This window comes from Streptomyces sp. NPDC002680, assembly GCF_042889145.1.
Lineage (GTDB): Bacteria > Actinomycetota > Actinomycetes > Streptomycetales > Streptomycetaceae > Streptomyces > Streptomyces adonidis.
Genome location: NZ_JBIAQP010000024.1, coordinates 128,884 through 146,885, shown reverse-complemented (window position 1 = coordinate 146,885; position 18,002 = coordinate 128,884). Strand labels below are relative to the sequence as shown.

At 67.1% G+C, this 18,002-nt stretch carries 17 protein-coding genes; 6 read left to right on the top strand and 11 right to left on the bottom strand.

Annotated elements, in window-relative coordinates:
• Positions 1–20: 20 nt before the first annotated feature.
• From ACFYXF_RS45055 to ACFYXF_RS45035, 5 genes are all read right to left on the bottom strand, one after another.
• A complete protein-coding gene (locus tag ACFYXF_RS45055; protein WP_389358900.1) occupies positions 21–1,367 on the bottom strand; it encodes a CpaF family protein in 1,347 nt (448 codons plus the stop codon).
• A gap of 72 nt (positions 1,368–1,439) precedes the next feature.
• Positions 1,440–1,832 carry a TadE/TadG family type IV pilus assembly protein gene (locus ACFYXF_RS45050; protein WP_389358897.1) on the bottom strand — a complete coding sequence of 131 codons (393 nt, stop codon included), beginning with the start codon at positions 1,830–1,832 and terminating at the stop codon, positions 1,440–1,442.
• A complete protein-coding gene (locus ACFYXF_RS45045; RefSeq protein ID WP_389358895.1) occupies positions 1,832–3,463 on the bottom strand; it encodes a CpaE family protein in 1,632 nt (543 codons plus the stop codon). Before ACFYXF_RS45045 ends, ACFYXF_RS45050 begins: the two co-directional genes overlap by 1 nt.
• 74 nt (positions 3,464–3,537) lie before the next feature.
• Positions 3,538–4,257, bottom strand: a complete 720-nt coding sequence (gene cpaB / locus ACFYXF_RS45040) for a Flp pilus assembly protein CpaB (RefSeq protein WP_389358893.1) — start codon at positions 4,255–4,257, stop codon at positions 3,538–3,540.
• Between the two features lie 121 nt (positions 4,258–4,378).
• Positions 4,379–5,320, bottom strand: coding sequence for a hypothetical protein (locus ACFYXF_RS45035; RefSeq protein ID WP_389358891.1), 942 nt, complete (start codon positions 5,318–5,320; stop codon positions 4,379–4,381).
• A gap of 243 nt (positions 5,321–5,563) precedes the next feature.
• Between ACFYXF_RS45035 and ACFYXF_RS45030 the strand changes: the two genes are divergently transcribed.
• Entirely contained in the window at positions 5,564–5,815 is a 252-nt protein-coding gene (locus ACFYXF_RS45030; protein WP_389358889.1) for a hypothetical protein, read from the top strand.
• A 46-nt stretch (positions 5,816–5,861) separates the two neighbouring features.
• Here ACFYXF_RS45030 and ACFYXF_RS45025 read toward each other — a convergent pair whose 3' ends face one another.
• From ACFYXF_RS45025 to ACFYXF_RS45015, 3 genes are all read right to left on the bottom strand, one after another.
• Entirely contained in the window at positions 5,862–6,512 is a 651-nt protein-coding gene (locus ACFYXF_RS45025; protein WP_389358887.1) for a tetratricopeptide repeat protein, read from the bottom strand.
• 129 nt (positions 6,513–6,641) lie between these two features.
• Positions 6,642–7,067 carry a hypothetical protein gene (locus tag ACFYXF_RS45020; protein WP_389358885.1) on the bottom strand — a complete coding sequence of 142 codons (426 nt, stop codon included), beginning with the start codon at positions 7,065–7,067 and terminating at the stop codon, positions 6,642–6,644.
• Between the two features lie 13 nt (positions 7,068–7,080).
• Positions 7,081–11,124, bottom strand: coding sequence for a DUF6531 domain-containing protein (locus ACFYXF_RS45015; protein WP_389358883.1), 4,044 nt, complete (start codon positions 11,122–11,124; stop codon positions 7,081–7,083).
• Between the two features lie 34 nt (positions 11,125–11,158).
• Here ACFYXF_RS45015 and ACFYXF_RS45010 point away from each other — a divergent pair, with 34 nt between their 5' ends.
• The 3 genes from ACFYXF_RS45010 to ACFYXF_RS45000 all read left to right on the top strand — a co-directional run bounded on the left by ACFYXF_RS45010 (position 11,159) and on the right by ACFYXF_RS45000 (position 13,674).
• Positions 11,159–11,428, top strand: a complete 270-nt coding sequence (locus ACFYXF_RS45010) for a hypothetical protein (RefSeq protein WP_389358881.1) — start codon at positions 11,159–11,161, stop codon at positions 11,426–11,428.
• A gap of 564 nt (positions 11,429–11,992) precedes the next feature.
• A complete protein-coding gene (locus ACFYXF_RS45005; protein WP_389358879.1) occupies positions 11,993–12,655 on the top strand; it encodes a hypothetical protein in 663 nt (220 codons plus the stop codon).
• Positions 12,643–13,674 (top strand): hypothetical protein, encoded by a 1,032-nt coding sequence (locus tag ACFYXF_RS45000; RefSeq protein WP_389358877.1) that lies wholly within the window; start codon positions 12,643–12,645, stop codon positions 13,672–13,674. Before ACFYXF_RS45005 ends, ACFYXF_RS45000 begins: the two co-directional genes overlap by 13 nt.
• Before the next feature lie 61 nt (positions 13,675–13,735).
• Here ACFYXF_RS45000 and ACFYXF_RS44995 read toward each other — a convergent pair whose 3' ends face one another.
• Entirely contained in the window at positions 13,736–14,149 is a 414-nt protein-coding gene (locus ACFYXF_RS44995) for an Imm50 family immunity protein (RefSeq protein WP_389358875.1), read from the bottom strand.
• The gene (locus ACFYXF_RS44990; RefSeq protein ID WP_389358873.1) at positions 14,139–14,585 is read right to left on the bottom strand and encodes an Imm50 family immunity protein; all 447 of its coding nucleotides are present in this window, start codon (positions 14,583–14,585) and stop codon (positions 14,139–14,141) included. Before ACFYXF_RS44990 ends, ACFYXF_RS44995 begins: the two co-directional genes overlap by 11 nt.
• A gap of 143 nt (positions 14,586–14,728) precedes the next feature.
• Between ACFYXF_RS44990 and ACFYXF_RS44985 the strand changes: the two genes are divergently transcribed.
• Positions 14,729–15,241, top strand: coding sequence for a SigE family RNA polymerase sigma factor (locus ACFYXF_RS44985; protein WP_389358871.1), 513 nt, complete (start codon positions 14,729–14,731; stop codon positions 15,239–15,241).
• A gap of 76 nt (positions 15,242–15,317) precedes the next feature.
• On the top strand, positions 15,318–16,619 hold the full coding sequence (locus tag ACFYXF_RS44980; protein WP_389358869.1) for a hypothetical protein: 1,302 nt from the start codon (positions 15,318–15,320) through the stop codon (positions 16,617–16,619).
• Here the strand turns inward: ACFYXF_RS44980 and ACFYXF_RS44975 are convergent.
• On the bottom strand, positions 16,616–17,950 hold the full coding sequence (locus ACFYXF_RS44975) for an Nramp family divalent metal transporter (protein ID WP_389358867.1): 1,335 nt from the start codon (positions 17,948–17,950) through the stop codon (positions 16,616–16,618). The two genes, ACFYXF_RS44980 and ACFYXF_RS44975, sit on opposite strands and share 4 nt — an antisense overlap.
• Positions 17,951–18,002: the final 52 nt, after the last annotated feature.

Sequence of the window (18,002 nt, the reverse complement as noted above, 5' to 3'; positions counted from 1 at the left end):
CGTCGTGCTCGTCCTCGTGTTCATCCGATCGCCTGCCTCGTGTCCAGTACGTCGAGCACCTCGGCCACGCCGAACGCCGGTGGCAGCGATTCGTTCGCCAGGTACAGCTTCTCGGCGACCGGGCGGGGCAGCGGGAGGTGCTGGAAGTGACCCTGGGCGACCCGGTCGGGGCCGCTCGGGCGGGAGACGTAACGGGAGACGGTCGCGATGCGGAACTGTTCGCGGCCGTGGGAGACCAGCAGGGCGATCTCCGCGATACGGCGGGATCCGTCGGCGTGGCGGGCGAGTTGGACCACGACGTCCACCGCCGAGTTGATCTGGTCCTTCAACGCCTCGAAGGGGATCATGACTTCGGACATCGAGCCCAGGGTCTGCAGCCGCATCAGCGCGTCCTCCGCCGAGTTGGCGTGGACGGTGGCCAGGGAGCCGTCGTGGCCCGTGGACATCGCCTGGAGCATGTCGAGGGTCTCGCCGCCGCGGACCTCACCGACGATGATGCGGTCGGGGCGCATGCGCAGGCTGTTGCGGACCAGGTCGCGGATGGTGATCTGGCCCTTGCCCTCCACGTTCGGCGGACGGGATTCGAGACGGATCACATGCTCCTGCTGGAGCTGGAGTTCGGCCGAGTCCTCGATGGTGATGATGCGTTCGTGGGAGGGGACCAGGCCGGACAGGGCGTTGAGGAGCGTGGTCTTGCCGGTGCCCGTACCGCCGCTGACGATGACGTTGAAGCGGGCCCGGACGAAGGCCGCGAGGAGCATCAGCATCTGCTCGTCGAGCGAGCCGAGGCCGATCAGCTCCGGGAGTGTGTAGGCGCGGGGGAAGCGGCGGATCGTGAGCGTCGGGCCGGTGAGGGAGAGCGGCGGGATGATGACGTTGACGCGTTCGCCGGTGGGCAGGCGGGCGTCGACCATCGGATTCGACTCGTCCACCCGCCTGTTGACCGTCGAGACGATTCGCTCGATGGTCTGCATCAGCTGCTCGCTGGACGCGAAGCGCATCGGCAACTGCTCTACCCGGCCCGCTCGTTCGACGAAGATCGAGTCCGGGCCGTTGACCATGATCTCGGTGATCGACGCGTCGGCGAGGAGTGGTTCGAGGACGCCCAGGCCGAGGGCCTCGTCGACCACCCGCCTGATGAGCTGGGAGCGTTCGGAGGAGGAGAGGACCGGGCCCTCGCGGCTGATGATGTGGCCGAGGACGCGTTCGAGTCGGACACGGCGTTCGGCGGCCGCGAGGCTGGACATCTCCGCGAGGTCGATCTCTTCGAGGAGTTTGGCACGGTAGACGGCGACGAGGTGGCCGTCCTCGCGCGCGGTTCCGTTGCCGTTGTCGTCGGGGGAGGCTATGCGGGAGCGCAGGCTCATGGTCTCGGTCTCAACTCCTCTCCAGTCAAACCGGGTTGTGGCTTCTGTCGGCCGGCCGTCTTCGTTGTCCGGTCAGCCGTCGTCGTCGTTGGGCATGGTGGCGGTCGCGTCCAGGTCGAAATCGCCGAAGAGCGGGATGATCGCGGGGACATGGACGACCACGGTGGCGGTCGTCGTGTCGCCCGCGCCCAGCGGTGCGTCCACCTCCGGATCGAGCCAGTCGCTGACGGAGGCGATGCCCGCCCCCTCTCCGTCGCCGTCGAGGGAGGCGGCCCGGGCGGCCGCACGCGCCCCCGTACCGGCCTGGTTGAGGCCGTAGCCGATCAGGCCGAGCTGGATGCACGCCAGACCAACGACGAGGAGGATCGGGAGGAAACCGGCGAACTCCAGGATGGAGGTGCCCCGGTCACCCCACCCCCGCTCTTTGCGGAGGCGGCTCGCCAGACGGTCCCGAAGGCTCCTCATCAGTCCGCGTCCCCTTCCAGCGCCGCGCCCGCCTCGCCGTTCACCGTCCAGTTGACGTCGAACCCGGGGAAGAACAGGGGGACTTGGGCGCTGACGGTGGCCTTCATGACCTCGCCCTCGGGACCACAGTTGATGGCGGCGCCGGACCAGGCTCCGGGGAGGTGCTCGCCGCCCGCGCTCTCGCAGGCCCCCTCGTAGCCGCCGGGGTCGAGGGCGTACGCCGCTGTGGCCGCGCGAGCCGCCTCGTCCGCCGCGTTGCCGGCCAACGAGTACGTGTAGCCGTACAGCGCGCACTGCCAGAGGATGCTCATCACGACCAGCAACAGCGGGAACATGCCCGCGAATTCGAGGGTGACGGCGCCTCGGTCGCCGCGCTCTCCTCGTCGGCCACGCAGGGTCAGTGCCCCCCGGTCCGAGGACGACGAGGACTTACGTCGTTTGCCGCCGCCCCCTTCAGGGACGACGACCAGCCCCAACTCCCCCGCCAGCGCCCACAGCGCCTGCTTGACCGTCGACCGGGCGTCCAGGTCCTGGAGCCGTCCCGCGTCCACCACGCCCTGAAGTTCCTTGAAGGCGGCGGGAATCGAAGCTCGCGCGACCTTGGTGCCGGTGACCTTCTCGACGAGGGCGGGCTGGATCTCCGTACCCTTGGACTGCCTGTTGACGACCGTCAACGTCTCCTCCGCTTTGCGGATCTGGAGGCGGTCCCAGAGGCGGACCATGCGTTTGGCGGCGCGTACGGCGACGACGTCCGGGGTGACGAGGAGCAGGGCGTGGTCGGCCATCTCGACGGCGGCGGCCGTGGCGGAGTCCATCCGGGCACCGCAGTCGACGATGACGACGTCGTTCCGGGAGCGCAGGGCGGCGACGATCTGGCGGGTCGCCCGGTCGGTGACCTCCTCGCCGCGTTCACCCTCGGCGGGGGCCAGGAGCAGGCCGATGCCGGTGTCGTGGATGAAGACGGCGTCCTGGAGGACACGCGGGTTGATGTCCGTGATGGCGGCCAGGTCGGCGACCGACCTGCGGAACTGGACGTCCAGGTAGGAGGCGACGTCCCCCGACTGGAGGTCAAGGTCGAGCAGGGCGACGGTGTGGCCCGACGCCCGTGCGGCGAGGGCGAGTTGGACGGCGGTGACGGTGGCGCCGACACCGCCCTTGGCGCCGGTGACGGTGACGACCGTACCGCCGGGGCCCGAGTACAACTCCGGTGCGCTGCTGCCGAGATGGCGCCGCATGCCGGACGACCAGGACGCGGCGGCCGTCACTCGCTCGGCCAAGGACTCGTAGGTGAGCGGCAGTTGGACGATGCCGCGGGCGCCGGAGTCCATGGCGGCGGTGAGGACGCCGGTGCTGGGGTCGGCGGTGATGAGGACGACCCCGACGGCCGGGAAGCGCATCACGAGGTCGCGTACGAGATCGAGGGCCGGGACGGGCCCTATCCGCTCGTGCACGAGGACGACTTCGGGCAGTTCGTCGAGGGACTCGGCGGCCAGCCGGGCCAGGGTGTCGAGCAGCGCGGTCGAGTCGGCGACGGGCGGGGCGGGTTCGGCGTCGGGGAGCCTGCTGAGGAGGGTGGTCAGGGCGCGGGCGGACTCGATGTCGGCGGTGGCGGGGAGGATGCGGATGGTCATCGGCACACCCTCGCCGGGCACGACCTCGGCCGCGACCGCGGCTTCGTACGTACGGACCTCATTTGCCCGGCCTCCTACTTGTCCTTGTCGAGGGTGTACGTACGGTCGCTGTCCCCGGGGACGGCGGTCAGTTCGCCGCCCGCGACCAGGGACAGCCGGACGTGTTCGGCGAACGACTCGGCGTACGCGACGCGTTGGGCGTCGGGCGTCTTCAGCGCGAAGGTGATCGGGACGGCCTCCGTCGCCGTACGCCGGCGTTCGGTGCTCGACTGTCCCGCTTCGAGGGCGGTCAGCTTGCCCACGTCGATGACGCGCGCGTTCGTGACGAGCAGCTTGACCTCGTCGACGCCCTTCTCGCTGTCCTTGGACTCGAAGGTGGCATAGATGTTGACGAGCGACCCCGGGTTGATCTTCCCGGCGACACCCGTCGACGCGTCGATCATGATCGCGATCTCCTGCTCACCGGCGGCGAGTTCGGGCCGGTCGACGATCATGTCGGTCTGCAGCAGGGAGCCCTTCTCCAGCCGGGTCACCGCGATCTTGCCCTGGATCTGGGAGGGCTTGGTGACGGCGGTCGCCGACAGCCAGCGCTCAGGCATGGAGATCTTCTCGAACTGGTCGGCCGACAGCTCCTTGTAGGGCGCGATGTCGCTCTTGAGCCGGTACGCCGTCACCTCCGGGCCGACCTTGGAGTTCACGTCGCGGATCACCGAGAGCACTCCGACGAAGGCGCCGATGGCGCACAGGGTCGAGAGGACCAGCAGGATGACGCCGCGGCGCTGGCGTGAGTTCATGACGCGGACAACCTCGATCGGGGGTGGGGACGGACGTGGTCGAGCGGTCGTGCCGTTCGGGGAGTTGCGTGAGGTGAGGGTTCAGTTGTGGGCGTGCGTCTCTTGCGTGGGGGTGCGTGTCTTACGTCGTACCTCGGGGCAGTGCTGCTCGTACTGGTGTTCCTGAAGCCCCTGCTGGGGTTCCTGCCCGCCCGAGGGCCGCGGGAAGCTCCTGAGGGCGGGCGAGTGGAGCGGCGCAGAATCCGCAGCGGTCGCCGATGAGTTCGAGGCCGCACCAGTGGCACTGCTCGCGGCGCACGGAGGAGACCAGCTGATAGAGCACGGAGACGTCGTGCAGCCCGGCCGCGAACTCCACGACCTTCCCGGTCCCCCACCAGCGCACGGACTCCGCGGGCAGCGGAACGGGGGCGACTCCCTGGACGCGCCAGGCGGGCGCGAGGGTCGAGGTGACCCAGTCGGAGGGCGGCTGCCCCTGCGCCACGAGCAGCCGCGTCCCGAACTCGGGCCCGGTCAGCTCCTCCTGGCCCACCCGTACGAGCTGGGCTCGCGGATTGGCCAGTACGGCGAACTGGGCGCCCGGCACCCAGGACTTGGCGTGCGACTTGAGCGAGACGGGCACCCGGTCCAGCTTGGCGACGGAGCCGAGGTGGGCGCCGGCGTAGATGTAGTGGGCGAGGAGCCGGGCGGAGGACGCGAGCACGCCCGGACTGAAGTCGCACATGGAGAGCTGGCGCAACTGCTGGGCGAGCAGGGCGAGTCCGAGGGGCGGCAGATCGACGCCGAGCAGCGCGATGCGGTCGCTCTCCAGGACGGAACGCACGGTGTGCAGCCGCCGGGTGACGGCCGGGTCCGTGGACGCCGGGTAGAGGGCGATGACGTATCCGTGCTGCTCGATGAGCGCGTGCATCCCCATGAGGGCGCCGTCGAGAGTGTCGAGGGTCGGGACGGCGGCGGGCGGAGTCTGCCGGTCATGCGGTGGGAGCACCAGATCGGAACTGGTGACGGCTATCGCGGTCGGCACGCTGCACACCACCCCGTTCACTGCGGCGGGGTGGTCGGCCACCGCCTCAGATCGCCCCTGTGACGTCCTCTTGCATCAGCACCTTATCCACGGCATGGCCCGCTCAACACTGAATCTTCTAGATCAACTAACAGAAGGTGGAGCTTGATCGACGGAGAGTGAGGCGAATATGCCACAAGTCGGGTGCGCGGGAGGGTAGTTGACGGCACACCCTACGGCGGACCCATCCCCGGAATTGTGGCCTCCATCACAGCGTAAGCAGTTGGCGCCTGGTGCACTGCGCGGATGTTCATCAACCTGATACTCCGCGTCCTCCCCTGGTGGATCCGTGAGCCCCTCGTCATCGCCGTCAGCCTCTTCTTCTGCGGCCTCGCCTTCTACTGGACCGTCACGGACGGAGGGTGGGCCAGATTCGGCATCGGCGTCCTGTTTCTCGCCGTCGCGGCCCTCCGGATCCACATCCTCAGAGGGGAGTTGAGATCCTGGCAGGCAGGGAGAAGACCCGCGGTTGCCCCACCGACGGCCGACCACAACTGACCACGACTGACCACAGCTGACCAGGGCCGCCCGGAAGGGCGGCGCCTCACTCCAGGTCGATCTCCTTGCGGGCTTCCGCCACCCAGCGCAGCACGCCGTGGGAGTCGGTGCTCTCGGCCAGTTCCGCCGCTTCGTCGAGCAGCGCCGCCGCGTCGTCGCGCCGCTCCTGCTGGGCGGCCAGATAGGCGAGCCCGATCAGGTTGGCGGCCACCCCCGGCAGGAACCCCAGTTCCCGGCGGAGGCGGGTGGACTCCTCGAAGTGCGCACGGGCCTCGGCCAGGCGGCCCGCCATGTGGTCGGCGAAGCCGAGGTGGCGCAGCGCGTAGGACATCGTCAGCCGGTCATCGGCCCGGGTGGCGAGTTCGAGGGCGCGCTGGAAGGCGGGCAGGGCGGTCTCGCCGTCGTCGCGGACCACTTGATGGAAGGTCCCGACCCAGAACACGGCCTCACCCTCACCCCGCACGTCACCGAGCCGCCCGTACAGCTCGGCGGCGCGCTCGAAGAGCTCCAACTCCCGCGCGTCCTCGGCCCGTTCCTCCAGGAAACGGGCGTGGATCACCCGGCCACGGGCCAGCGCGAGATCCGCCTCGACCTCGTCGAGACTCCGGTCGGCGGAGCCAAGCGCACTGCTGTCACCGCCGAACACGGCACGTTCGTAGAGGAGTTGGGCTTGCTCGATGCGGGGGTCGGGAGTCATGGCGTGAGGGTATCGATCGGGGGAGGGGGATTCGGGGCGATTCAGGGGGCGGTGGGGCGGAGGGGGCGGTGGGCCGGCTGGGGTGGTAGGCACGCAGGCGACAATTCCTTTGCCGCTGCCCGTGCGCGGCTAGTTGAAGTCGACGTCCGAGAAAGGGGCAGGATAATCCCCCCACTGGAAGACATACCCTCCCTCTTCACGAGAAACGGCACGCAAGCCTTGATCAGGGAGGCCGAATTCCTCCCGAACCCAGCCGTCCATCGCCAGTGCCGCAACTTCCGACCGGTAGTGGGCGAGGGGGAAGGCAAGCGAAACGACCTTGATGATCAAGCCGTCCGGGTGAGTGGCAGCCAGAACGGGAGCATGAACCGAGAGCCCGAATGAAAGCCATGCGGAATCACGCCAATTGACCCCGCCTGGGGGGGTCATCCACACATTACGGTAGATCTGCAGGTGAAATTCTTCGCTCGCTCCTGGAGTACGGTGCTCCCCCGTCAGGTCTGCGGCCAAGCCGCCGAGGGGGCTGCGGAGGCGGTATTTGAATGTATTGGTCATTTTCGTTCGTACCTTAGAACTTCAGGAGATGGAAGACGGATTTGCTGAAGATGTTCTCTGCCTGCCCCATTCCAGTAGGCGCCCGTACATAATCATAGTCGTGAGGCGCTCCGTCTCCCCATAGTCGACTGTGCTTTTCCGCGAATTCGGTCGCAGCGTCCTCGCCGATCTCATGAAGGTCTATCTTCTTCATGTTCGAGAAGTCGCTTGCACTGACCCTGAAGGGCATCACTTCTACGTCTGCTCCACGAGAACGAAGCCGCTCGGCATAGCGGTCGGCCTCTACACGTGATTCCCATGAATAGACCCCTTCCCCGTAGTGGCCTCGATTCTCCGCAGTGGGCCACGGGGTACCGTCACCACGTAGACGTGCGGCGTTCTCTGCATCCTGCACTGTATAGAACTCGTGGTAATCGGGCGCCAATCCGAGACTGTCGGACCGAGTCTGAGGGGTGTTGACATAGGTGACCGGGTTCGGCGCGGGTTCGAGACCAAGTGGATCCGGTGAAAGATAGCGTGCTGTTTCAGGGTCGTAGTGCCGGAAGTAGTTGTAGTGAAGTTCGGTCTCCGGATCGAAGTACTGCCCGGGAAAGCGGAGTGGCGTGTAGGTCGTGCAGTTGGCCGACCATGCTGTGCGGCCCCACACCGTGCTCCGTGTCCGCCAAGCGATCTCACCCGTCTCATCTACAAGCTCGCTCGGTGTGCCGACCAGATCGGTGACTATGGCAAAGAAACGGGAGTCGATCTCTTCTTGTGGTGCATCCGCCCTGGTGACGCGCTCGGCCTGAGTGATCGGGTGCAAACCCTGGTGGTCCCAGGTGAGAGTGACCGAGTTCGCCAACTCCAGGCTGGTGGCGGTCTGTTCGCAGAGTGTCGTACCGTCCCAGGTGAAGTCGGTGCGCTCCACAACCGTTTCGCCGTCATCAGCCATGCGGAGTTTGGCCGTGCGGCGGCCCATCGGGTCATAGGTGTAGCGCCACAACGTTCCGTCAGGGGTGACGGAGGATGTCAGACGGTCCTCGGCGTCCCAGGTGTAGCGCCAGGTGTCCGGCTTACGGGACAGACGCGGTTTCTGCCGCAGTGTGATACGCCCGAGTGCATCGTGTTCGTAGCGAACCTGGCCGGCGCGTGTGATCTGTGTACCGGTGTAGGTGCGGGGCCCCGTGGCGTCGTGGCTGGGGTGGGATGCGGGCCAGGTGGCATCGATCTGGTTCCCCGCCTCGTCGTAGGCGTACGTCTCCGTCCAGTTCGCCGCATGAACGGCGGTGACGCGTCCTGTCGTATCGAGGTCGAAGCTGCGGGCGCCGGCCAACTGGTCGTCGACACCTGTGAGATGGCCGTCCGCTCGGTAGGAGTACGCCCGCTGTTGCACCGACCGGCCGTCCGCCGCGGTGACCGACTGGGTGGTGAGACGCCCCCGGGCGTCGAAGGTATGGAGGAGGGACGCGAAGTCGGCGGTACGACGGGTGAGTTCACGACCGGCCAGGTCGTAGCCGAACTCCACGACGCGGCCCGAGGTCGTCAGATGGGTGCGGCGCCCTGCCGCGTCGTAGGCCCAGGCGCTGATGGCTCCGGAAGGCGTCGTGCGCCCGGTTCGGCGGCCGAGGCCGTCGTATGTGTGGGTAAGGGTCCGCGACCCCGCCGTCTCGGACGTGGATTCGGACACGGTCTCGGATTTCAGACGGCCCAGGTTGTCGCGTTGAAGCGTGAGAGTGATGTCGGGGCCCACGGCCTGTACGAGTTCGTCGGCATGGTCGTAGCTGAAGGTTGTCACCTGGCCTTCCGCATCCTTGCGGAATATCTGGCCGCGGGCATTGCGCTCGTAGCCGATCGTCTGACCGAGGGCGTTCGTACGGGCTCGGAGGCGCCCTGCCGCGTCGTGGTCATACGTAAGGGTGCGGTCGTCGAAGTCTGTTTCGGATATCAGGCGGCCCGCCGGGTCGTACTCGTAATTCCAGGTCAGGCCCTGCGGGTTGGTCACCTGGACGAGGCGCAGTTCAGTGTCGTGTGTGAACTCGTAGCGCACTCCGTCCGGTCCGGTGCGCGCGGACAGCAGATCGAAGTGGGTGTATTCGTACCGGGAGACAGCACCCATCACATCTGTGTGAGCGGTGCGGTTGCCCTCGCCGTCGTACGTCCAGGAATCCACCGCGCCGTCCGAACCGACGCGACGCGCGAGATGTCCGTCAGCCGTCCATTCCAGACGGGTGATTGCGCCCAAGGCGTCGGCAATCGCAGTCGGCCTGCCAAAGGCGTCTCGCTCACAACGGGTCACCGCGCCCAGCGGGTCGGTGACCGAAAGGGGGAGCCCCTGTGCGTCGCAGCTCACCGTCGTGACGTTGCCCGACGGATCGGTGACCCGGGCAAGCGCTCCCGCGTCGTCATAGGCGAAGTGAGTGGTGAGACCCGCCGGATCCACCACCGCCGTGCGATTGCCACGGTCATCGTATGTCTGGAGCCGGACGGAATCGCCGGGGCTCACCACCCGTACCGGAAGTCCGAGTTCGTTGTATTCGGCCCGGATCTCACGACCGTCCGGACGAATGATCTCGGTGGGCTGTCCGTTCGCGTTGTTCACGAATCGTGTCGTGTGGCCGAGTTCGTCGGTCTGTGAGATCACATGGTGGTGGGTGTCGTATGCAGTACGAACGACACCGCCCAACGGATTGATCTCGGCGACGACCTGACATTCCGCGTTGACGACGAATCGGGATACTCCGCCCTCCGCATTGGTGAGAGTGGTGATTCGGCACTCAGGCCATGCGGGATCAGAGCCGTCGTAGTCGAGAGTGATCGTGAGATGGCCGCCTTCGCCGCCCTCGGCGATGCACCGGTCCCGGTCGTCGTAGCTGTATGCGTAGCTTCGCCGGTTGCTGTCGGTCCACGAGGTGACGCGCAGGCGGTCGTCGTACGTGAAGTTGAGCGGGTTACCGGTCGCGTTGACGACCGTGGTCAGGGATCCGCCTGTGTAGCTGTACGTCCTGATGGTGACGTCGGAGCCGTCTTCGGCCGCGTTCGCCAGGGCCAGGGAAGTGATGCGGCCGTCGTCCGCTGTGAGCTTGAGGTGGTAGCCGCCGGAGTGACGAATGGACAGAGGGGTGCCGTACTCGTCGTAGTCGAAGGTGATCGTGTTGTTGTTGCGGTCCGCTATTCGGGTCAGCAGGGCGATGCCGTCGTTGGGGCGGGTGAAGTGGCGGGCGTGGCCGGTGAGCGGGTCGTCGATTCGGTATCCGCCGGTGCCGAGTCGGGTCAGGGGCCAGCGTGGGCCGGTCTCGGGGAAAATCGGGCTGTCGTCCGGGCCAATGGGGTGCGGGTAGGCGAGGAGGAGTCCGTCCTCGGTGACGAAGACGATGCCGTCCGCGTCTGCTTCGAGGTGTTGGTCGAGCGTGGAGGCCCAGGTAGGGCCGAACCACCAGCCGATGCGGTGGTCGGAGGCGACGCGGCGGCTGAAGACCAGGGGCAGGGTGCCGGGCAGGGTGATGTCGGTCTGCGGCAGGAACATCGCGCCGGTGGCCATGTCGACGGGGTCACTGCCTTTTGAACGGACCACGTTCTTGAGCCGGTTGTAGGCACCCTTCGCACCGTCCGCAAGGGCACCACGAGCGCCCTTGCCCAGGCCTCGTACGGCAAGTCCCATGCCCTTCAAGCCGCCCTTGAGACCTTTGACGGCAGCCATCCCGCCCTTGAGACCCTTGGCGAGGCCGCCGAGGGTGGTCAGCCCCTTCATGCCCGGTATGCAGTCGAGTGCGGCCAGGCCCACGTCCCATAGAGACGCCTGTCCCTTGGAGTACTTGTAGAGCGTGTCCGCGAGCACGACGAGAGCCGCGATCAGCACGATCGCGCCGAGAATCGGCCCTCCGATGATCATCGCGACGACCCCGACAACCGCGACGACGATCTTGCACACGGCGACGATGGTGTCCCAGTTGTCGACGAACCAGTCCCCGACCTCCTCCCACCAACTCCGGTTCTGGATACCGGCATCCGAGGCCTCGTCGATCCTCCGCTTCGCCTCGCCCGCCGCCTCCTCACGCATCTTCCGCGCGTCCTCGGCCATCTTCTTCGCCGCGTCCAGCGCGGACTCGGCACTCGTGACGTCCGACCGGGCGCTGCTCTGGGCCGTCTTGGCGTGCTGGGCATCGCGGGTGGCGGCCCGGACCTTCGCCTCGTCCGGCGGCTCCGCCGCCTTGCTGCCCGTCGGATCGTCCTTGTACTTGTCCGACTCCTTCGTCGCCCGGGTGACCCACGAATCCGCCGACGACAGACGGGACTTGGCCGAGGACAGGTCCGCCTGCGCCTCCCGGCCCTTCGCCAGCGCCCTGTCCGCCAGCGCCTGCGCCCGTTCCAGCTTCGGCCAGTAATCCACCAACGCATCGCCGCACAGGTCGTACGACCGCTTCAGCTTCTTCAGGTTCTTCGGCACATCCGCGAACTCGTCCTGGAACACCTCGGCGGTCTTCCCCGCCCACTCCAGCGTCTCGTTCTCCGACGCCATCCCCTTCACCAGACGCAACGCATCCGCGACATCATCCGCGAAGTCGTGCAACGTACGGGCCAGTTGACGCACCCGGTGCGGGTCCCCGGGCGTCGGATCCTTGTCCAGGTCCAGCACATGCCAATCCGCCGGCCGATACCCCGCCATCCCGCAACCCCCGTGACACGAACCTCAACGACAACAGCCGTACACACACGCGAACTTACTGGACACGAGAGTTCGAGGTGAAGGTGCTACGCGCCGGTGAGCTGGTACTGGTGGACCTCTCGGGTCTCGTACCCGTCGTCGCCGGGCTCGGCGCGACCAGAAGGTCCTCGGACTGTCAACCTTTGCCGTTGCCACAGCGCAACCTTGGCAGCCTGGCGGAACCACCGGCCCCACCGATACCGTCTAGGTTTTGCCAGCACATCTGTCTCACGGGGGTTCCATTGTGAAGCGCCGCTCTTTGCCCGTTGCTGCCGCGCTCGTCGCGTCCGCGGCCCTGTTGTTGACTGCCTGTGGCGGCGACGACGGCGAGTCGAAGGACAACGACAAGATCGCCGGGGCCGACACCGGGAGCGAGACCTCGGCATCGCCGACGGCATCCGCCTCCGCCTCGGCCGACTCCGCCGACCGGCCGAAGATCGAGCTGCCGGCGGATCTGACGTACACCTTCGAATGGCCCAAGACCGGTGACAAGGACAAGGACGCTGTCCTGAGCGACAGCGAGCAGTTCATCAAGGCCGTGGACATGGCCATCGCCGAGCAGGACCCGTTGAACAAGGCGTACCAGTTCTACTCCGAGGGCGAAGCGGCGGCCGGGAGCCAGAAGTTCATCCAGGAGTTCGTGGACTACAAGGACCGCATCACCGGCGCCAAGCGGTACTTCGACGCCAAGGTGAACGTCAACAGTGACGGAACGGCCGGCCTCGTCTACTGCGAGGACCAGAACAAGGCGTACAACAAAAGCCTCAAGACCGGCAAGACCAATGTGACCGCGGCGTCGAAGGACAACTACGTCCTCTACAGCAGCCGACTGCGGGTCAATGAGAACGGCATCTGGATCACGGAGACACTGACGTCGCAGCGGGGGAGTTCCGCATGCCAGTCCTGACGTACCGAAGCCCCGCAGTGGTCGCCTTGACTGCGGGTGCCCTGTTGCTTTGCCCCGTGCAGGCGTTCGCGGGGTACGGGCACGGAGGCAGTTCCAACGGCAACGAGACCGTAGAAGGCGGCCAAGACGGCCAGAACATCTCCGCCACCGCCGGCGCAGTCGTCTACGACCGTTCCAAGAACGGGTCCGGGCAGTCGGCCGGGCCCGTCACCGCCTCCAGTAACTGGACGCCGCCTGCGTGTTGGTATGCGCCGACGTATTCGCCCGAGGAGTTGCAGAAGGTCAAGGAGCCGGTCTGGGAGGCGGAGTCGACGGGGTATGAGTGGGATGCCGAGCAGCGGGCGAAGTACCTGAACAAGGACGATCCCTCGAAGGACTTCAACAAGGACAAGACCGGCAAGGGCTACTGGTGGGGCTCGTACGTCAACAAGTCCTACCCGCCCGGCTGGGACTCCTGCACCGAGGACTACTTCTGGGTCGACACAGGCGATGACCCGCCCGCGAACATCCCCAACACGATCACCCCCGAAATCCTCGCCGGACTCGCCTACAACGAGATCCGCGTCCCCTCCACCAAAGTGACCCTCGCCCCCGCCGGCGAAACCAAGGTCAACCTCCCCACCTGGGCCTGGCTGGACGCGGCGCAGTTCAAGCCCGTCTCCGTGACCGCGTCCGTACCAGTGCTGGGGATGGAGGCCACCACCGTCGCCGAACCCGTCTCCCTGAGGATCGAACCCGGTACCGCCGACGCGCAGGTCTACCCCGCGTCCGGTGTGTGCACGTTCGTCAACGGGCGTATCGGGGAGCCGTATGCCGCCGGGAAGGCCGGCCAGACACCGCCCTGTGGTGTGAAGTATCTGCGCTCATCCGGCGACGGGTCCTACCCGCTCCGCGCCACCATCACCTGGAAGATCCACTGGACCGGTACCGGTGTGGCTCAGGAACAACCCCTGCCCGACGGTGAGTTCGGAGCCGAGCAGGCCGTCGTCGTTCAGGAGATTCAGGCCGTCAATCGCTGATCGGTCGGGAGTGGAGTGGAGGGGTGGCTGTCGTAGACAGCCACCCGGAGTGTGGTCGATTTCAGGGGTTGTTCGAGGCTAGGTAGGCGCGCGTTCTGGTCAGGCGGGCCGCAGCGGCGCGGAACGTGATACCGGAAGTCTCGTAGCCGAGGGCGACGTCGAAGTGTCCTCCGGCGTGGGCGGTCAGATCGATCGCCCTGGCTTCGGAAGCCCCCCAGCCCGTGACCCGGAGACCGGTCACCCCCGTGAAGAACAGGTGGAACTCGAAGGCGTTGAAGTCCTTGTCCTGTCCCCTCCATTCGGGGGGCGGGTTCACCGGGAAGGCCCTGGTGTCGAAGCCCAGAGTCACCGAGTTCTCGCGTTCGTCGATGTGGACGTAGAAGAGGTCGCACGCCTCGGTCGGCGGTGGGGCACCCTCGTACAGCTCCCCCAAGTAGTCGGCGGATGCGAGGAGTTGCGTCCAGTCAGCGCTCATAGAACGTCTTCTCGTCGGTCGGGGGAAGGGAGGTGTGCCGTCGGGCGTCGATCCTGCTCTCGAAGAGATGCGGTCCGTTGTCCGATCCGTCGGCCTGGAGGTGGAACGCGCTCACATGGCCTACGCGCACGGACTCGCTGCAGTCGAACCGGAGCGCCACTCCAGAGCCGTCTGCCGTTACCCGCATGCGGCCCTCCCGGCCCCATGGAGACATCTCGATGCGGCCGATGGACGGCGGGTTCCAGTCAGTGAGGGAGAGGTTCTCCACCGCCAGGAACTGAAGTTGGCACTGCATCGTGTCCATACCCGCATCGGTCCACTCCTGTCGTGCCGCACGGGGAAAGGAGGGCAGGTCGACGCGGAGCGTCACCGTGGGCCCGCGCCAGTTCAGGTTGATGGATCTGATCCTGACGTCATTGAGGTCCGGAACATTCACGAGAAGATTCTCAACCCCCGTGATGAAACATTTCCCCGTACCCGCCGCATCAATGAGGTGAGGACAGTCCGCACGCGCACGACGTCGGCGCGTCGCAGGCACAGGCACAGGCACAGGCACAGGCACAGGCACAGGGGGAACGTATGAGAAAGGTCCGCGCGGACGAGTACGCGGAGTTCGCGGTGGCGCGGGCGGGGTATCTGTACCGCTCCGCCTGTCTGCTCACCGCCGGGGACACCTATCTCGCGGAGGACCTCGTGCAGGAGACGCTCGGGCGGCTGTACGTCAACTGGGGGCGGGTCTCCCGTGCCAACAACCCGGCGGGGTACGCGCAGACGGTGCTCACCCGTACCTTCCTCGCGCATCAGCGGCGCCGCAGCAGTACCGAGCGGGCCACCGACGTGCTGCCCGAGGTCCCCGCTCCCTCCGCCGGGGGCGATGTGACCATGCGGCTCACCCTCGTCGAGGCGCTCGCCCAACTCCCGCCCAAGGACCGGGCGGTGGTCGTTCTGCGCTACTGGGAGGACCGTTCCGTCGAGGAGACCGCGGGCGCGATGAACGTCAGCTCGGCCGCCGTACGCACCCGTTGTGTCCGTGCCCTCGCCCGGCTGCGCGCCCTCCTCGGCGAGGAACTCGGCGAGTACGCGGCCCGCTGACTCGTCCTCTCCCCCTCCCCGGGTACTCCGGGTGCTCCGGTACACATTCCCTACACAGCAGAAGTGGTGGTTCGCCATGCCCGTTGAACAACGAGACGACCAGTTCGAGCAGCGGCTCGGCTCCGCCCTGCGCAACGCCGGTGGTGCCTTCGACGCCGATCGTGCCGCCCTCGTCGCCGGCGGCGAGACCCGGGGGCGCAGGCTCCGTATGCGCCGCCGGACCGCTGTCGTCAGCGGTGCCGCCGCGATCGCGCTGGTGGGGGTGGGCGGCGCGCTGGTCGCGCCCTGGGGAGGGGACGGGACCGGGCAGCGGGCCGTGGGGGCCGGCGGGACCACCGTCGGACCCGGTGATGCCGTCGGCACCGCCACGCCATCTCCCGTCTCCGGCTCCCAACTCCTCAGTACGTTCAAGGGGTTGCTGCCCTCAGGCGGTCAGTTCAGCGACGAGTCGGCTCGTGGAACGGATGCCAGGACCGGGCCTTACGCCTATGCCGTGTACGACGACGGGAAGGGCGCCGCCGCTCTCTCCATCGGCCTCGGCCGGGTCGAGCCGGGGAGCGTCCGGGCCCGGGAGACCACCGAGTGCCCGGACAAGACGCTGATCCCGTACGACGACTGTGTGTCGAGCACGCTGTCCGGCGGCTCGGTGCTCAGGGTCCTCAAGGGGTACGAGTATCCGGACCGCCGCGTGGACACGAAGCTGTGGACGGCCGACCTGGTCACGCCCGACGGTGAGCATGTGTCGGTGATGGAGTGGAACGCCGCCGCCGAGAAGGACGCGCCCGTCAGCCGGGCCGAACCTCCCCTGGACAGCGCCCAGTTGAAGACCCTCGTCACCGATCCGGCGTGGCTCAGGGTCGTCAACGCCATCCCGAAGTCGACCGAGGTCGAGACCTCACCGACTTCGACTCCGACGGTCGAGGGCGGCTCCGTCGTGTCCACGCTCACCGCTCTGCTGCCCTCCGGCCTCGACGTGGTCTCCCAGGGCGGCCAGGAGACCGAGTACGGGTACATCGTCGTGGACGACGGCAAGGGCAAGAGCTTCGTCCAGGTCAATGTGCAGCCCGACATGTCGGACGTCGAGGACCAGCTCTTCGGGCCCGACAAGAACCCCGAGACCCTGCCCGACGGGACCAAGGTGGTCGTCAAGCAGGGCATCGGCGACGACAAGGGGCTGGGGCTGATCATGCGGACCGCCGACACCATCCGGACCGACGGTATGCGGGTGGTCGTCATGGCCTTCAACTCCGGTAGCCAGAGCACCGGTCCGACCCGTGCGATGCCCGCCCTGACCCTCGACCAGCTCAAGGCGATCGCCACCAGCCCGAAGTGGCGCGAGCTGGTGCCGAGCGTCACCCACGAGCCCACTCAGGGTTAGAAGAACTCCGACCACGGCTGGTCCCAGATCTGCTTCACGCACAGCACCAGGAACAGCAGGCCCGCGATCACCAGCATCGTGTTGCTGAGCAGCCGGTTGCGCCATTCGGCGGGCGTGCGGGAGGAGTTGAGCAGGACCAGCAGGGTGCCGGCCAGGAAGGGGAGGAAGGCGGCGCCCAGGACGCCGTACAGGATGATCAGCCGGAAGGGCTGGCCCTGGAAGAGCAGGACGATGGGCGGGAAGGTCAGCCACAGCAGGTACGCGCGGAACGGCCACGATCGTTCGCGCGCGCCCGAGGCGACCTCCTCGCCCGTCGTCCGGGTACCTCGAAAGCGTTCGACGAAGTCCGCGAACATCAGGCTCACTCCGTGCCAGACGCCGATCAACGACGTGTAGGAGGTGGCGAAGAAGCCGATCAGGAAGAACTTGGCTGTCGCCGTGCCGTACTTGTCCTCCAGGATGTCGCTCAGCTGGATCAGGCCCTTGTCGCCGCTCGCGATCGCCACATTGGCGCTGTGCAGCAACTCCGCGCCCACGAACAGCATCGAGACGACGAAGATGCCCGTCGTCGCGTACGCGACCCTGTTGTCGAAGCGCATGACCTTCATCCAGCCCGTGTTCGTCCAGCCCTTCGCGTTGACCCAATAGCCGTACGCCGCAAGGGTGATGGTGCCGCCCACGCCGCCGATCAGGCCAAGTGTGTTGAGGATCGAGTCCTTCTCGTCGGGGAGCACGGGCAGCAGGCCGGCGAAGGCGTCCCCGAGGTTCGGGGTGACGCGGATCGCCAGGTAGACCGTGACGACGAACATCACGCCCACCAGCACCGTCATGACCTTCTCGAAGACCTCGTACTTGTTGAACCAGACGAAGACGAGACCCGACAACCCGCAGGCGATCGCCCACCACTTGAGGTCCATGACGTCCGGGAACAGCGCCTGGAGTGGCAGCGCGCTCGACGACATCGCCGCCGCGCCGTACACGAAGCCCCAGATAACGACGTACGCGACGAAGAAGTACGTCGTCCAGCGGCCGAGGCTCGCCCAGCCGTCGAAGAGGGTGCGGCCGGTGGAGAGATGCCAGCGGCCCGCCGCCTCGGAGAGGGAGATCTTCACCAGACAGCCGAGTACGGCGGCCCACAGGAGCGTGTAGCCGAAGTTGCTGCCCGCGATGAGCGTCGCCACCAGGTCGCCGGCGCCGACGCCCGTCGCGGCGACCACGATTCCCGGGCCGATGTACTTCCAACTGGACTTGCGGGGAGTGGAATCGGCGCCCGGGGCGCCCGTGGCCTCTGCTTCCTCGGTGTTTCCCGTGTTTCCTGTGGTGTCCGCCATGTACGTCAAGAAAGCGCAAAGGCAGTGGCCGCACAAGAGGGCGTTCCGGAGC

Coding starts and splice junctions, on each gene's coding strand:
- ACFYXF_RS45055 (WP_389358900.1), bottom strand. CDS start 1,367: ATGAGCCTGCGCTCCCGCATAGCCTCCCCCGACGACAACGGCAACGGA.
- ACFYXF_RS45050 (WP_389358897.1), bottom strand. CDS start 1,832: ATGAGGAGCCTTCGGGACCGTCTGGCGAGCCGCCTCCGCAAAGAGCGG.
- ACFYXF_RS45045 (WP_389358895.1), bottom strand. CDS start 3,463: ATGACCATCCGCATCCTCCCCGCCACCGCCGACATCGAGTCCGCCCGC.
- cpaB (WP_389358893.1), bottom strand. CDS start 4,257: ATGAACTCACGCCAGCGCCGCGGCGTCATCCTGCTGGTCCTCTCGACC.
- ACFYXF_RS45030 (WP_389358889.1), top strand. CDS start 5,564: ATGTTCATCAACCTGATACTCCGCGTCCTCCCCTGGTGGATCCGTGAG.
- ACFYXF_RS45025 (WP_389358887.1), bottom strand. CDS start 6,512: ATGACTCCCGACCCCCGCATCGAGCAAGCCCAACTCCTCTACGAACGT.
- ACFYXF_RS45020 (WP_389358885.1), bottom strand. CDS start 7,067: ATGACCAATACATTCAAATACCGCCTCCGCAGCCCCCTCGGCGGCTTG.
- ACFYXF_RS45015 (WP_389358883.1), bottom strand. CDS start 11,124: ATGGCCGAGGACGCGCGGAAGATGCGTGAGGAGGCGGCGGGCGAGGCG.
- ACFYXF_RS45000 (WP_389358877.1), top strand. CDS start 12,643: ATGCCAGTCCTGACGTACCGAAGCCCCGCAGTGGTCGCCTTGACTGCG.
- ACFYXF_RS44995 (WP_389358875.1), bottom strand. CDS start 14,149: ATGAGCGCTGACTGGACGCAACTCCTCGCATCCGCCGACTACTTGGGG.
- ACFYXF_RS44985 (WP_389358871.1), top strand. CDS start 14,729: ATGAGAAAGGTCCGCGCGGACGAGTACGCGGAGTTCGCGGTGGCGCGG.
- ACFYXF_RS44980 (WP_389358869.1), top strand. CDS start 15,318: ATGCCCGTTGAACAACGAGACGACCAGTTCGAGCAGCGGCTCGGCTCC.
- ACFYXF_RS44975 (WP_389358867.1), bottom strand. CDS start 17,950: ATGGCGGACACCACAGGAAACACGGGAAACACCGAGGAAGCAGAGGCC.